Source organism: Streptomyces sp. NBC_00454 (genome assembly GCF_041434015.1).
GTDB lineage: Bacteria > Actinomycetota > Actinomycetes > Streptomycetales > Streptomycetaceae > Streptomyces.
The window spans coordinates 3,606,213-3,622,106 of the sequence record NZ_CP107907.1 but is presented as its reverse complement, the minus strand read 5'-3'; the positions used below and the strand labels follow the sequence as shown (position 1 = coordinate 3,622,106).

Annotated in this window: 4 protein-coding genes, 5 rRNA genes and 1 pseudogene; 9 read left to right on the top strand and 1 reads right to left on the bottom strand. The window is 60.6% G+C overall.

Going from position 1 to position 15,894, the window contains the following annotated elements:
* The first annotated feature begins 562 nt into the window (after positions 1–562).
* The 6 genes and pseudogenes from OHU74_RS16785 to OHU74_RS16760 form a co-directional block, all read left to right on the top strand.
* Positions 563–2,087: ribosomal RNA gene (locus tag OHU74_RS16785) — 16S ribosomal RNA — on the top strand.
* A 287-nt stretch (positions 2,088–2,374) separates the two neighbouring features.
* Positions 2,375–5,498: ribosomal RNA gene (locus OHU74_RS16780) — 23S ribosomal RNA — on the top strand.
* A 74-nt stretch (positions 5,499–5,572) separates the two neighbouring features.
* A 5S ribosomal RNA gene (gene rrf / locus OHU74_RS16775) occupies positions 5,573–5,690 on the top strand.
* Together the 16S, 23S and 5S rRNA genes form the textbook arrangement of a ribosomal RNA operon.
* 295 nt (positions 5,691–5,985) lie before the next feature.
* Complete coding sequence (locus OHU74_RS16770) at positions 5,986–6,282, top strand: hypothetical protein (RefSeq protein ID WP_371616660.1); 297 nt, start codon at positions 5,986–5,988, stop codon at positions 6,280–6,282.
* Positions 6,283–7,137: 855 nt separating this feature from the next.
* The gene (locus OHU74_RS16765) at positions 7,138–7,632 is read left to right on the top strand and encodes a CGNR zinc finger domain-containing protein (protein ID WP_371616659.1); all 495 of its coding nucleotides are present in this window, start codon (positions 7,138–7,140) and stop codon (positions 7,630–7,632) included.
* 41 nt (positions 7,633–7,673) lie between these two features.
* Positions 7,674–8,055: pseudogene (locus OHU74_RS16760) on the top strand (DUF4158 domain-containing protein); the annotation flags it as partial.
* Positions 8,056–8,117: 62 nt separating this feature from the next.
* Here OHU74_RS16760 and OHU74_RS16755 read toward each other — a convergent pair.
* Positions 8,118–9,020, bottom strand: a complete 903-nt coding sequence (locus tag OHU74_RS16755; protein WP_371616658.1) for a GNAT family N-acetyltransferase — start codon at positions 9,018–9,020, stop codon at positions 8,118–8,120.
* 62 nt (positions 9,021–9,082) lie between these two features.
* Here OHU74_RS16755 and OHU74_RS16750 point away from each other — a divergent pair, with 62 nt between their 5' ends.
* From OHU74_RS16750 to OHU74_RS16740, 3 genes are all read left to right on the top strand, one after another.
* On the top strand, positions 9,083–10,354 hold the full coding sequence (locus OHU74_RS16750; RefSeq protein WP_371616657.1) for a HEAT repeat domain-containing protein: 1,272 nt from the start codon (positions 9,083–9,085) through the stop codon (positions 10,352–10,354).
* 584 nt (positions 10,355–10,938) lie between these two features.
* Positions 10,939–12,463: ribosomal RNA gene (locus OHU74_RS16745) — 16S ribosomal RNA — on the top strand.
* 287 nt (positions 12,464–12,750) lie between these two features.
* Positions 12,751–15,874: ribosomal RNA gene (locus tag OHU74_RS16740) — 23S ribosomal RNA — on the top strand.
* Positions 15,875–15,894: the final 20 nt, after the last annotated feature.

The window sequence follows — 15,894 nt, the reverse complement described above, 5'->3', positions numbered from 1 at the left end:
CGTGGGGTTGACACGGACCCCACGGATCCGTAAGGTTCTTCGAGTTGCCTCTGAGCCGAAGGGTTTCGGAGACAGCGAATCCCGCCGCCTCGTTGCGGCACCCAACTCTGCAAGATCTCCCACCGGGAACGTATTCGGCATGCCCGAATTCATTTCCGAAGGCCGATTATGAATCGCCCGGGAAATCCACTAGAGTTCTGGGAGTCGGAAGGGCCCAACAGCCCGGAAGACAAACCCCGCTGACTGGGAGTCAGGCCCGAAAGAGTCTGATAGAGTCGGAGACACAAGAACGAAGGAAGCGCCCGGAGGAAAGCCCGAGAGGGTGAGTACAAAGGAAGCGTCCGTTCCTTGAGAACTCAACAGCGTGCCAAAAATCAACGCCAAAAAGTTGATACCCCGTCCACCTCGGTGGATGAGGTTCCTTTGAAAAAAGACCTGTGAGGTCGCGGTTCTGCCGTGATGCTTGCAGGCAATTACACAGCGAGGACGCAGTGGACGGTCGGTCTTATTCCGACATGACTGTCCCGCTCTAAGTGCGTGTGCACCCGATTACGGGTAAACATTCATGGAGAGTTTGATCCTGGCTCAGGACGAACGCTGGCGGCGTGCTTAACACATGCAAGTCGAACGATGAAGCCCTTCGGGGTGGATTAGTGGCGAACGGGTGAGTAACACGTGGGCAATCTGCCCTTCACTCTGGGACAAGCCCTGGAAACGGGGTCTAATACCGGATAACACTCCTGCCTGCATGGGCGGGGGTTAAAAGCTCCGGCGGTGAAGGATGAGCCCGCGGCCTATCAGCTTGTTGGTGGGGTAATGGCCCACCAAGGCGACGACGGGTAGCCGGCCTGAGAGGGCGACCGGCCACACTGGGACTGAGACACGGCCCAGACTCCTACGGGAGGCAGCAGTGGGGAATATTGCACAATGGGCGAAAGCCTGATGCAGCGACGCCGCGTGAGGGATGACGGCCTTCGGGTTGTAAACCTCTTTCAGCAGGGAAGAAGCGAAAGTGACGGTACCTGCAGAAGAAGCGCCGGCTAACTACGTGCCAGCAGCCGCGGTAATACGTAGGGCGCAAGCGTTGTCCGGAATTATTGGGCGTAAAGAGCTCGTAGGCGGCTTGTCACGTCGGATGTGAAAGCCCGAGGCTTAACCTCGGGTCTGCATTCGATACGGGCTAGCTAGAGTGTGGTAGGGGAGATCGGAATTCCTGGTGTAGCGGTGAAATGCGCAGATATCAGGAGGAACACCGGTGGCGAAGGCGGATCTCTGGGCCATTACTGACGCTGAGGAGCGAAAGCGTGGGGAGCGAACAGGATTAGATACCCTGGTAGTCCACGCCGTAAACGTTGGGAACTAGGTGTTGGCGACATTCCACGTCGTCGGTGCCGCAGCTAACGCATTAAGTTCCCCGCCTGGGGAGTACGGCCGCAAGGCTAAAACTCAAAGGAATTGACGGGGGCCCGCACAAGCAGCGGAGCATGTGGCTTAATTCGACGCAACGCGAAGAACCTTACCAAGGCTTGACATATACCGGAAAGCATTAGAGATAGTGCCCCCCTTGTGGTCGGTATACAGGTGGTGCATGGCTGTCGTCAGCTCGTGTCGTGAGATGTTGGGTTAAGTCCCGCAACGAGCGCAACCCTTGTCCTGTGTTGCCAGCATGCCCTTCGGGGTGATGGGGACTCACAGGAGACCGCCGGGGTCAACTCGGAGGAAGGTGGGGACGACGTCAAGTCATCATGCCCCTTATGTCTTGGGCTGCACACGTGCTACAATGGCCGGTACAATGAGCTGCGATACCGTGAGGTGGAGCGAATCTCAAAAAGCCGGTCTCAGTTCGGATTGGGGTCTGCAACTCGACCCCATGAAGTCGGAGTTGCTAGTAATCGCAGATCAGCATTGCTGCGGTGAATACGTTCCCGGGCCTTGTACACACCGCCCGTCACGTCACGAAAGTCGGTAACACCCGAAGCCGGTGGCCCAACCCGTAAGGGAGGGAGCTGTCGAAGGTGGGACTGGCGATTGGGACGAAGTCGTAACAAGGTAGCCGTACCGGAAGGTGCGGCTGGATCACCTCCTTTCTAAGGAGCACAGTACCGATTGCAGACAAACGTTCTGCACGGTCAGCTCAGGGTGGAACGTTGATTAGTTGGCACCGGATGATCTGATGGTTCTCGAGTACTGCTTCGGCGTGGAAAGAGGGTCCGGAAGAGGTCTGGTGCTTGGCACGTTGTTGGGTATCTGAGGGTACGGCCGTAAGGTCATGCCTTCTGCGATGCCGGCCCCAGTGAACTCGCCTGCTTGTCTGGTGGGGTGATGGGTGGCTGGTCGTTGCTTGAGAACTACACAGTGGACGCGAGCATCTGTAGGCCAAGTTTTTAAGGGCGCACGGTGGATGCCTTGGCACCAGGAACCGATGAAGGACGTGAGAGGCCGCGATAGGCCCCGGGGAGCTGCCAACTGAGCTTTGATCCGGGGGTGTCCGAATGGGGAAACCCGGCAGTCGTCATGGGCTGTCACCCACTGCTGAACACATAGGCAGTGTGGAGGGAACGCGGGGAAGTGAAACATCTCAGTACCCGCAGGAAGAGAAAACAACCGTGATTCCGGGAGTAGTGGCGAGCGAAACCGGATCAGGCCAAACCGTATGCGTGTGATACCCGGCAGGGGTTGCGCATGCGGGGTTGTGGGAATTCTTTTGATCGGTCTGCCGGCCGGTCGGCGAGTCAGAAACCGTTGATGTAGTCGAAGGACATGCGAAAGGTCCGGCGTAGAGGGTAAGACCCCCGTAGACGAAACATCAGCGGCTTGCTTAAGAATCTCCCAAGTAGCACGGGGCCCGAGAAATCCCGTGTGAATCTGGCGGGACCACCCGCTAAGCCTAAATATTCCCTGGTGACCGATAGCGGATAGTACCGTGAGGGAATGGTGAAAAGTACCGCGGGAGCGGAGTGAAATAGTACCTGAAACCGTGTGCCTACAAGCCGTGGGAGCGTCGCCGTTATTCTTCGGAATAACGGTCGTGACTGCGTGCCTTTTGAAGAATGAGCCTGCGAGTTAGCGGTGTGTAGCGAGGTTAACCCGTGTGGGGAAGCCGTAGCGAAAGCGAGTCCGAATAGGGCGATTGAGTTGCACGCTCTAGACCCGAAGCGGAGTGATCTAGCCATGGGCAGGTTGAAGCGGAGGTAAGACTTCGTGGAGGACCGAACCCACCAGGGTTGAAAACCTGGGGGATGACCTGTGGTTAGGGGTGAAAGGCCAATCAAACTCCGTGATAGCTGGTTCTCCCCGAAATGCATTTAGGTGCAGCGTCACGTGTTTCTTGCCGGAGGTAGAGCACTGGATAGGCGATGGGCCCTACCGGGTTACTGACCTTAGCCAAACTCCGAATGCCGGTAAGTGAGAGCGTGGCAGTGAGACTGTGGGGGATAAGCTCCATGGTCGAGAGGGAAACAGCCCAGAGCATCGACTAAGGCCCCTAAGCGTACGCTAAGTGGGAAAGGATGTGGAGTCGCAGAGACAACCAGGAGGTTGGCTTAGAAGCAGCCACCCTTGAAAGAGTGCGTAATAGCTCACTGGTCAAGTGATTCCGCGCCGACAATGTAGCGGGGCTCAAGCGTACCGCCGAAGTCGTGTCATTGCAGCAATAGGGCCAACGCCCGCTGTGATGGGTAGGGGAGCGTCGTGTGCCGGGTGAAGCAGCAGCGGAAGCTAGTTGTGGACGGTTCACGAGTGAGAATGCAGGCATGAGTAGCGATACACACGTGAGAAACGTGTGCGCCGATTGACTAAGGGTTCCTGGGTCAAGCTGATCTGCCCAGGGTAAGTCGGGACCTAAGGCGAGGCCGACAGGCGTAGTCGATGGACAACCGGTTGATATTCCGGTACCCGCTTTGAAACGCCCAATATCGAATCAGGCGATGCTAAGTCCGTGAAGCCGTTCCGGACCCTTCGGGGAAAGGAAAGTGGTGGAGCCGACGAACCAGACTTGTAGTAGGTAAGCGATGGGGTGACGCAGGAAGGTAGTCCAGCCCGGGCGGTGGTAGTCCCGGGGTAAGGGTGTAGGCCGAGGGGTAGGCAAATCCGTCCCTCATATAAGGCTGAGACCTGATGCCGAGCCGATTGTGGTGAAGTGGATGATCCTATGCTGTCGAGAAAAGCCTCTAGCGAGTTTCATGGCGGCCCGTACCCTAAACCGACTCAGGTGGTCAGGTAGAGAATACCGAGGCGTTCGGGTGAACTATGGTTAAGGAACTCGGCAAAATGCCCCCGTAACTTCGGGAGAAGGGGGGCCATCACTGGTGATCGGATTTACTCCGTGAGCTGGGGGTGGCCGCAGAGACCAGCGAGAAGCGACTGTTTACTAAAAACACAGGTCCGTGCGAAGCCGTAAGGCGATGTATACGGACTGACGCCTGCCCGGTGCTGGAACGTTAAGGGGACCGGTTAGTCACATTTCGGTGTGGCGAAGCTGAGAACTTAAGCGCCAGTAAACGGCGGTGGTAACTATAACCATCCTAAGGTAGCGAAATTCCTTGTCGGGTAAGTTCCGACCTGCACGAATGGCGTAACGACTTCTCGACTGTCTCAACCATAGGCCCGGTGAAATTGCACTACGAGTAAAGATGCTCGTTTCGCGCAGCAGGACGGAAAGACCCCGGGACCTTTACTATAGTTTGATATTGGTGTTCGGTTCGGCTTGTGTAGGATAGGTGGGAGACTTTGAAGCTGTGACGCCAGTCATGGTGGAGTCGCCGTTGAAATACCACTCTGGTCGTGCTGGATGTCTAACCTCGGTCCGTGATCCGGATCAGGGACAGTGTCTGATGGGTAGTTTAACTGGGGCGGTTGCCTCCCAAAAAGTAACGGAGGCGCCCAAAGGTTCCCTCAGCCTGGTTGGCAATCAGGTGTTGAGTGTAAGTGCACAAGGGAGCTTGACTGTGAGACCGACGGGTCGAGCAGGGACGAAAGTCGGGACTAGTGATCCGGCGGTGGCTTGTGGAAGCGCCGTCGCTCAACGGATAAAAGGTACCCCGGGGATAACAGGCTGATCTTCCCCAAGAGTCCATATCGACGGGATGGTTTGGCACCTCGATGTCGGCTCGTCGCATCCTGGGGCTGGAGTCGGTCCCAAGGGTTGGGCTGTTCGCCCATTAAAGCGGTACGCGAGCTGGGTTTAGAACGTCGTGAGACAGTTCGGTCCCTATCCGCTGTGCGCGTAGGAATATTGAGAAGGGCTGTCCCTAGTACGAGAGGACCGGGACGGACGAACCTCTGGTGTGCCAGTTGTCCTGCCAAGGGCATGGCTGGTTGGCTACGTTCGGGAGGGATAACCGCTGAAAGCATCTAAGCGGGAAGCCTGCTTCAAGATGAGTATTCCCACCTCCTTGAGAGGGTAAGGCTCCCAGTAGACGACTGGGTTGATAGGCCAGATGTGGAAGCCCGGTAACGGGTGGAGCTGACTGGTACTAATAGGCCGAGGGCTTGTCCTCAGTTGCTCGCGTCCACTGTGTTAGTTCTGAAGTAACGAACTGTGTTCATATCCGGTTGGTTAACTTCATAGTGTTTCGGTGGTCATAGCGTTAGGGAAACGCCCGGTTTACATTCCGAACCCGGAAGCTAAGCCTTTCAGCGCCGATGGTACTGCAGGGGGGACCCTGTGGGAGAGTAGGACGCCGCCGAACAATCATTGTAGAAGAGCCCCGTACCAGGGAACTGGTACGGGGCTTTTCTGCGTTTACAGACCTTTACGACCGGTAGACCGGGCGGTCGCAAAATACGCCGCTGGAATGCACGCCATGGCCCAAGCCACGGGAGTGCACGGTGGACGACCGGAGCCGAGGCACGCCGAGACGCCGCTGTCGGCGCCGGCGCCCCAGGACCCCCACGTAGCCAGCGGATCCTGGAGCCGACAGCCGGCTGCCTCGAGCTGGCCCAACGCACCTTGCCCAGGCGGCCCCGGCAGCCGAACATTCAGCAATGAGACCCGAAGTCGAAGCCTTCGTCGCCGATGGCCCCCTCCCCGACTGGGACACTGACGAGGAGGAGACGGTCGACCGTCGATGCAGACAACTCGAAGCCATCTCCGCGCCGGTCACACCCAACGAGGCACATGCCCTGGCTTCCTGCTTCGGCCCCGACGACTGCTACGGCGTCGCCTGGTCGCTGCTGCACCTGATCGAGACGAGCCCGGGCCCACTGCCGTCGATATCACCGCCCGGAGCAGAAGCCAGCGAATGGCATCACACGCTCTGGAACCGCTGGGGAACCCAGTGAACTCAACGACGAGCACGTGCACTTGATGCGTCGGAGCCCTGAAACACCTGGGCTGCCATCACCCGCAAGTCCCCGCTTCGCGCCCTGGACGTCGCCCTGGAGCTCGGCAACCGCGACCATCCGTGTCATCGGATAGCCCACGGAGCTCCGTTGCGAGCCAGACTTACCGAGCCCAACCGCTGGCTGGCCCGGGTCAGGGATGACCTGTTCACTCCTGGCCATGGCTACATCCCCGGTTCGCCGGCCTTCAACAACCGCAGAACCTCGAGGTAGTCGACCCGCGGGAACAGGCATAACGCGAGGACGAAGCCCACGGTGAACGAGTCAGACAGCAGGCGACGGCACTTACTCGGATTCGACGAGCTCGCGCTCCGCTACGGCGATCAGCTGGATCCGCCTGTAGCTGGACCGTATGACGGTCGGGCGCTGCCGGAACAGGTGTCGGGTCGACCCCCGATGGGGCTTGTTCGGCGCTGGCGCCTTCACAGGCTGGTTCATTCCCGGGCCGGCCGTGATCCGCATCAGGAGTGGCCGCGGCTAGGACGCCTCCCGCGCGCCTCCATCGCTACGTCCGGCTGGGGCAACTGGTGTCGGCGTACGACCCCTGAGTTCCCCAGCCGCGTACGGATGAACATACCCAGCCGTGTCGACGAACGAGGGCCGGCCTGGTGTGCCGCGAGGCTGGCCGGGGAGGAAGCGTCAGAGGGCGCGTAGCAGCCAGGTCAGTTCCAGCTCACGGGCGGTCGGACCGGCCGCTTCGCGGAGCTGGTCGGCTTCGGCACCGGGGGGCAGTTCGCCGGCGAGAGTGAGGGCAGCCGCCGCCGTCTGCGGGCGGGCGCCGAGGGATGCGCGCAGGTGGTAGGACCGGCGCAGCTGGGCGATGCCCTGTTCCCGGTCCTGCTTCAGGAGGTGCGCGCCGATGTGGCGTGCGGCGTACGACTCCAGCAGTGCGTCACCCTGCTCATGAGCCTGCCCCAGTGCCTGTCGGATTGCGCGATGCGGTGGAGGCCGCCGCCCACAGGGGGCCGATCGCCCCCGTCAACGCCCCTGCTGGAACAGCACCCACCGCTGATCTGGGTCGACGACCACGACGGAGAGGGCTCTCCGCACCTGCACTTCGCTCCGAACGGCGAGGACGCCGTGACCTGGCTCGGGCGCAGCTGCGTCGCCGCACTCGCGCACGTCGTCTGCGGCGACCCGGCCGTGACGATCGGCCGCTGCCACGCAGCCGCCTGCAGGCGCTTCTACGTCGACGACTCCCGCAACCGCGCGCGGCGATTCTGCTCGAACGCCTGCGCCAGCCGGACCACCGTCGCCGCCTACCGCGCCCGCCGCAAGGCCGCAGGCTGACCCACGCGCGGGAGACGTATCCAACTGCGGAGTGCCGATCCGGGTTCTTCAGCGCATCAGGCACGGTGCGCTACGTAGGTCTGTTCCTGGAGGACCCCCTCGCGGTGCCGTGGCCGGTGGTCGAGCACCTGGCCGTACAGCTCGGCATCGAGGACCCGTCGTGCGTGAAGCGGTACGCCGAGCGGCCCAAGACGAGGTACGAGCACGCGTGGGAGATCCGGGACGCCTATGCGGCGGAACCGGGTACTGCTGCCGGGCGTCTCGGTGCTGGCCCGGCAGGTGTCCGAGGTCCACACGATCGCGGAGGGGCGGCTGCACGCCACCGTCGCCAGGGCGGCCCACCGCGCGGACCCGCACCTGCCGGCGGACCTGGTGGCCACCCTCTGTGTGCCTGAGGGCGACCGGTACTCGGACAGGAGTCGCAGGAGCGAGGTGTGGGGCTCGGTTGTCGCAGCCCGAGTCCCACACCGTTTCCTGTCTCTGGCCTAGATCAGGTCGATGCGTTCCTGGGCGATGGGGTAGCCGGCTCTCGCGAAGTGGGCGGCCATCGGAATGTTGGTCTGGTCAGTCCCGGCCACGATGCGGTCCACGCCCTCGTCAGCGAGCTTATGCGTGGCCTCGACGAGCAGGTCATAGGCGTATCCGTGGCCGCGGTGCTCGGGCACGACGCCGATGTAGCCGATGAGAGGGTCTCCGTAGTGGCGGGCGGGGACGCTCAGGCCGATGAGTTCCCCGGCCGGGTTGTAGGCAAGGCGCCACCACTCGCGCGGGCTCGGCAACCAGCGCAGATAGTCCAGTTGTTCCTGGGCGGCTTCCTCCAGCCCGGATGCGGCAACGGTGCGGCGCGCATGGGCGTCGAGACTGCCCTGGTGAATACGGCGGAAGACGTCGAGGACCGCCGCGTCGTCGGGCTCGGGACGGAATTCGAGGCGGCCCGGGCGCACGGGCACGCCGCAGTCCGGCGTCCAGCGGTAGCGGAAGCGCTCGACCAGAGGAGACATACCTGCGGCGATGGCCGCGTCGATCCGGGCTTGGGCCTGCTCCCGGACTGCGGGGACGTCGCGCCAGCCGGGCGGCAGCTTGAGTGAGTACTCGGCGTGCAGCGGCGAAGCGCGGAGCAGTTGTACGGCCGCACCGGCGTCCGTGAAGTCGAACCAGTCCAGAGCAAGCGGCTTGTCGTCCTCAGGCCCGGCCCACCAAGCCGCTCGCGCAACGACGACACCGTCACGCAGGGCCACCCAGGTCCACTCGGGGCGGTACTCACCGGCGGAGGCCATCCCGCTGTAGGTGTCGCCGAAGGCGGCGAAGCCGACCAGACCAGGATCGGGCAGGGATTCGAAAAGTGCTTCCTCGCCTGTGGCGAGGGGGCGGATGACCAGATCGGTCACGCGAGGGGTCCTTCCGGGTAGCGACGCGCTCCCCTTCAGATCCTCGGCGTCCTCGGAACGGGGTGGGGGCACATGAGAGTCAGCTGGCTCACGGTTCCCACCTCCTTTTGCAGTCGAGGACGCGAGCGGAGCGTAACAGCGGCCGCACCCGGGGCGGGTCCGCGAGGACTTCGACCGCTCGGCAGGAGCTGGCAAGCCAACTCGAAGCCCTCCGGCGGGTGGAGTGGCACAAGGTCTTCAAGGAGCAGATCAGCACCTGGGTGAAGGTCCGGCCCGAGCTGGAGAAGGCGTTCGCCCTGGCCCACCAGTTCAAGGAGGCCGCCCCCGAGACGCCGGTCATCCTCACGGTGCACGAGCCGAAGCGGCTCGCGCGCAACGCGGCCGAGCTGATGACGCTGTCCGCAGAGCTCCAGGCCGGCCGACGGGATGGAGCTCACCATCAAGACCGGGAAGAACGCGGGGGGTGGTGTCTCGGGTGTAGGTGGTGGCTTCGTTATTGCGGCGCGGGCTCGGGGTTCGGGGGTCAGGATGTTCGGATGGGCACGGTGGTGGAGTTGGTCGGGCAGGCGCGGGTTGCTTTTGGGGCGGGGGACTGGAGTGGGTACGAGGACTTGATGTGGCGGGCCGGCGGGGAAGGGGTGGGGGCGCTGGCGGTTGGGCTGGGGCTGATCCGGTCCGGTGATCCGGTCGAGCGGGAGATGGGCTGCGACCTGCTGGGTAAGGCGAGTGATCAGAACGAGGCGTGCCGCGCCGAGACGGTGGTGGCGCTCGTCGCCCTTGCCGAGCGGGAGGGGGAGGCGGATGTTCTGGCGGCCCTGGCGCGTGCGGTCGAGATGACGTACGACCCGCGGGCCGTCCCCGTGCTGGTGGTCCTCGCCGGGCATCCCGATGCCGGGGTCCGTCGGGAGGTGGCCTGTTCGTTTCCCGGGGTTCTCACGGGTTCGCCGGACGGACCGGATGTGCATGCGCTCATCGCGTTGACCCGTGACCAGGACCCCGAGGTCCGGAACTGGGCGACCTTCACCCTGGGGTCCCAGGCCGAGGCCGACGGGCCCGCGATTCGTGAAGCGCTCTGGGCGCGGACCAGCGACGAGAACGCCGATGTTCGTGAGGAGGGAATCCACGGGCTGGCCCGGCGGCGCGACCCTCGCGCGGTCCCGCTGCTGGTGGAGCTGCTCGGGAATCCCGAGGGGGCGCACGTACTCACGTTCCGCGCGGCGGAGGCCATGGGCGCCCCCGAGCTGCTGCCGGCCCTGTTGGAGTACGAGGCCGAGGGGGCTGGGGTCGCTGCCGCAGTGGAGGCTTGTGACCCCGCTCGGCGGGCCGCGACGTAAGGCGGCGACGGGGGACAGTAGCGGGTGATGGGGTGTCCTGTCGCGCCGATTTTGACGGTGCAGGGGGCTTCATGTAGAGTCAAACGGTTGCCTGGAACTGGACAAGTTCGGCAGCCGGCCCCCAAAGAAGCAATTCAGAGTGGGCACCCTCGACTCCTCATCCAGGAATCTGAAGCCGGGAAATCCGGTGGAAAACTTCTGATAGAGTCGGACTCGCCGGAAAGGGAAACGCGAAAGCGAAGAACTGGAAAGCGAAACCCGCTGACTGGGAATCGGACACGAAAGAGTCTGATAGAGTCGGAGACACAAGAACGAAGGAAGCGCCCGGAGGAAAGCCCGAGAGGGTGAGTACAAAGGAAGCGTCCGTTCCTTGAGAACTCAACAGCGTGCCAAAAATCAACGCCAAAAAGTTGATACCCCGTCCACCTCGGTGGATGAGGTTCCTTTGAAAAAAGACCTGTGAGGTCGCGGTTCTGCCGTGATGCTTGCAGGCAATTACACAGCGAGGACGCAGTGGACGGTCGGTCTTATTCCGACATGACTGTCCCGCTCTAAGTGCGTGTGCACCCGATTACGGGTAAACATTCATGGAGAGTTTGATCCTGGCTCAGGACGAACGCTGGCGGCGTGCTTAACACATGCAAGTCGAACGATGAAGCCCTTCGGGGTGGATTAGTGGCGAACGGGTGAGTAACACGTGGGCAATCTGCCCTTCACTCTGGGACAAGCCCTGGAAACGGGGTCTAATACCGGATAACACTCCTGCCTGCATGGGCGGGGGTTAAAAGCTCCGGCGGTGAAGGATGAGCCCGCGGCCTATCAGCTTGTTGGTGGGGTAATGGCCCACCAAGGCGACGACGGGTAGCCGGCCTGAGAGGGCGACCGGCCACACTGGGACTGAGACACGGCCCAGACTCCTACGGGAGGCAGCAGTGGGGAATATTGCACAATGGGCGAAAGCCTGATGCAGCGACGCCGCGTGAGGGATGACGGCCTTCGGGTTGTAAACCTCTTTCAGCAGGGAAGAAGCGAAAGTGACGGTACCTGCAGAAGAAGCGCCGGCTAACTACGTGCCAGCAGCCGCGGTAATACGTAGGGCGCAAGCGTTGTCCGGAATTATTGGGCGTAAAGAGCTCGTAGGCGGCTTGTCACGTCGGATGTGAAAGCCCGAGGCTTAACCTCGGGTCTGCATTCGATACGGGCTAGCTAGAGTGTGGTAGGGGAGATCGGAATTCCTGGTGTAGCGGTGAAATGCGCAGATATCAGGAGGAACACCGGTGGCGAAGGCGGATCTCTGGGCCATTACTGACGCTGAGGAGCGAAAGCGTGGGGAGCGAACAGGATTAGATACCCTGGTAGTCCACGCCGTAAACGTTGGGAACTAGGTGTTGGCGACATTCCACGTCGTCGGTGCCGCAGCTAACGCATTAAGTTCCCCGCCTGGGGAGTACGGCCGCAAGGCTAAAACTCAAAGGAATTGACGGGGGCCCGCACAAGCAGCGGAGCATGTGGCTTAATTCGACGCAACGCGAAGAACCTTACCAAGGCTTGACATATACCGGAAAGCATTAGAGATAGTGCCCCCCTTGTGGTCGGTATACAGGTGGTGCATGGCTGTCGTCAGCTCGTGTCGTGAGATGTTGGGTTAAGTCCCGCAACGAGCGCAACCCTTGTCCTGTGTTGCCAGCATGCCCTTCGGGGTGATGGGGACTCACAGGAGACCGCCGGGGTCAACTCGGAGGAAGGTGGGGACGACGTCAAGTCATCATGCCCCTTATGTCTTGGGCTGCACACGTGCTACAATGGCCGGTACAATGAGCTGCGATACCGTGAGGTGGAGCGAATCTCAAAAAGCCGGTCTCAGTTCGGATTGGGGTCTGCAACTCGACCCCATGAAGTCGGAGTTGCTAGTAATCGCAGATCAGCATTGCTGCGGTGAATACGTTCCCGGGCCTTGTACACACCGCCCGTCACGTCACGAAAGTCGGTAACACCCGAAGCCGGTGGCCCAACCCGTAAGGGAGGGAGCTGTCGAAGGTGGGACTGGCGATTGGGACGAAGTCGTAACAAGGTAGCCGTACCGGAAGGTGCGGCTGGATCACCTCCTTTCTAAGGAGCACAGTACCGATTGCAGACAAACGTTCTGCACGGTCAGCTCAGGGTGGAACGTTGATTAGTTGGCACGGTTTCCTGGATGGATCACAAGTACTGCTTCGGCGTGGAAAGTGAGTCACTGACGGGGGATCGTGCTTGGCACGTTGTTGGGTATCTGAGGGTACGGCCGTAAGGTCATGCCTTCTGCGATGCCGGCCCCAGTGAACTCGCCTGCTTGTCTGGTGGGGTGATGGGTGGCTGGTCGTTGCTTGAGAACTACACAGTGGACGCGAGCATCTGTAGGCCAAGTTTTTAAGGGCGCACGGTGGATGCCTTGGCACCAGGAACCGATGAAGGACGTGAGAGGCCGCGATAGGCCCCGGGGAGCTGCCAACTGAGCTTTGATCCGGGGGTGTCCGAATGGGGAAACCCGGCAGTCGTCATGGGCTGTCACCCACTGCTGAACACATAGGCAGTGTGGAGGGAACGCGGGGAAGTGAAACATCTCAGTACCCGCAGGAAGAGAAAACAACCGTGATTCCGGGAGTAGTGGCGAGCGAAACCGGATCAGGCCAAACCGTATGCGTGTGATACCCGGCAGGGGTTGCGCATGCGGGGTTGTGGGAATTCTTTTGATCGGTCTGCCGGCCGGTCGGCGAGTCAGAAACCGTTGATGTAGTCGAAGGACATGCGAAAGGTCCGGCGTAGAGGGTAAGACCCCCGTAGACGAAACATCAGCGGCTTGCTTAAGAATCTCCCAAGTAGCACGGGGCCCGAGAAATCCCGTGTGAATCTGGCGGGACCACCCGCTAAGCCTAAATATTCCCTGGTGACCGATAGCGGATAGTACCGTGAGGGAATGGTGAAAAGTACCGCGGGAGCGGAGTGAAATAGTACCTGAAACCGTGTGCCTACAAGCCGTGGGAGCGTCGCCGTTATTCTTCGGAATAACGGTCGTGACTGCGTGCCTTTTGAAGAATGAGCCTGCGAGTTAGCGGTGTGTAGCGAGGTTAACCCGTGTGGGGAAGCCGTAGCGAAAGCGAGTCCGAATAGGGCGATTGAGTTGCACGCTCTAGACCCGAAGCGGAGTGATCTAGCCATGGGCAGGTTGAAGCGGAGGTAAGACTTCGTGGAGGACCGAACCCACCAGGGTTGAAAACCTGGGGGATGACCTGTGGTTAGGGGTGAAAGGCCAATCAAACTCCGTGATAGCTGGTTCTCCCCGAAATGCATTTAGGTGCAGCGTCACGTGTTTCTTGCCGGAGGTAGAGCACTGGATAGGCGATGGGCCCTACCGGGTTACTGACCTTAGCCAAACTCCGAATGCCGGTAAGTGAGAGCGTGGCAGTGAGACTGTGGGGGATAAGCTCCATGGTCGAGAGGGAAACAGCCCAGAGCATCGACTAAGGCCCCTAAGCGTACGCTAAGTGGGAAAGGATGTGGAGTCGCAGAGACAACCAGGAGGTTGGCTTAGAAGCAGCCACCCTTGAAAGAGTGCGTAATAGCTCACTGGTCAAGTGATTCCGCGCCGACAATGTAGCGGGGCTCAAGCGTACCGCCGAAGTCGTGTCATTGCAGCAATAGGGCCAACGCCCGCTGTGATGGGTAGGGGAGCGTCGTGTGCCGGGTGAAGCAGCAGCGGAAGCTAGTTGTGGACGGTTCACGAGTGAGAATGCAGGCATGAGTAGCGATACACACGTGAGAAACGTGTGCGCCGATTGACTAAGGGTTCCTGGGTCAAGCTGATCTGCCCAGGGTAAGTCGGGACCTAAGGCGAGGCCGACAGGCGTAGTCGATGGACAACCGGTTGATATTCCGGTACCCGCTTTGAAACGCCCAATATCGAATCAGGCGATGCTAAGTCCGTGAAGCCGTTCCGGACCCTTCGGGGAAAGGAAAGTGGTGGAGCCGACGAACCAGACTTGTAGTAGGTAAGCGATGGGGTGACGCAGGAAGGTAGTCCAGCCCGGGCGGTGGTAGTCCCGGGGTAAGGGTGTAGGCCGAGGGGTAGGCAAATCCGTCCCTCATATAAGGCTGAGACCTGATGCCGAGCCGATTGTGGTGAAGTGGATGATCCTATGCTGTCGAGAAAAGCCTCTAGCGAGTTTCATGGCGGCCCGTACCCTAAACCGACTCAGGTGGTCAGGTAGAGAATACCGAGGCGTTCGGGTGAACTATGGTTAAGGAACTCGGCAAAATGCCCCCGTAACTTCGGGAGAAGGGGGGCCATCACTGGTGATCGGATTTACTCCGTGAGCTGGGGGTGGCCGCAGAGACCAGCGAGAAGCGACTGTTTACTAAAAACACAGGTCCGTGCGAAGCCGTAAGGCGATGTATACGGACTGACGCCTGCCCGGTGCTGGAACGTTAAGGGGACCGGTTAGTCACATTTCGGTGTGGCGAAGCTGAGAACTTAAGCGCCAGTAAACGGCGGTGGTAACTATAACCATCCTAAGGTAGCGAAATTCCTTGTCGGGTAAGTTCCGACCTGCACGAATGGCGTAACGACTTCTCGACTGTCTCAACCATAGGCCCGGTGAAATTGCACTACGAGTAAAGATGCTCGTTTCGCGCAGCAGGACGGAAAGACCCCGGGACCTTTACTATAGTTTGATATTGGTGTTCGGTTCGGCTTGTGTAGGATAGGTGGGAGACTTTGAAGCTGTGACGCCAGTCATGGTGGAGTCGCCGTTGAAATACCACTCTGGTCGTGCTGGATGTCTAACCTCGGTCCGTGATCCGGATCAGGGACAGTGTCTGATGGGTAGTTTAACTGGGGCGGTTGCCTCCCAAAAAGTAACGGAGGCGCCCAAAGGTTCCCTCAGCCTGGTTGGCAATCAGGTGTTGAGTGTAAGTGCACAAGGGAGCTTGACTGTGAGACCGACGGGTCGAGCAGGGACGAAAGTCGGGACTAGTGATCCGGCGGTGGCTTGTGGAAGCGCCGTCGCTCAACGGATAAAAGGTACCCCGGGGATAACAGGCTGATCTTCCCCAAGAGTCCATATCGACGGGATGGTTTGGCACCTCGATGTCGGCTCGTCGCATCCTGGGGCTGGAGTCGGTCCCAAGGGTTGGGCTGTTCGCCCATTAAAGCGGTACGCGAGCTGGGTTTAGAACGTCGTGAGACAGTTCGGTCCCTATCCGCTGTGCGCGTAGGAATATTGAGAAGGGCTGTCCCTAGTACGAGAGGACCGGGACGGACGAACCTCTGGTGTGCCAGTTGTCCTGCCAAGGGCATGGCTGGTTGGCTACGTTCGGGAGGGATAACCGCTGAAAGCATCTAAGCGGGAAGCCTGCTTCAAGATGAGTATTCCCACCTCCTTGAGAGGGTAAGGCTCCCAGTAGACGACTGGGTTGATAGGCCAGATGTGGAAGCCCGGTAACGGGTGGAGCTGACTGGTACTAATAGGCCGAGGGCTTGTCCTCAGTTGCTCGCGTCCACTGTG

What these genes read in the sequence shown, in the direction of transcription:
- OHU74_RS16770 (WP_371616660.1), top strand. Translation starts at nt 5,986, where the DNA reads ATGAGACCCGAAGTCGAAGCCTTCGTCGCCGATGGCCCCCTCCCCGAC.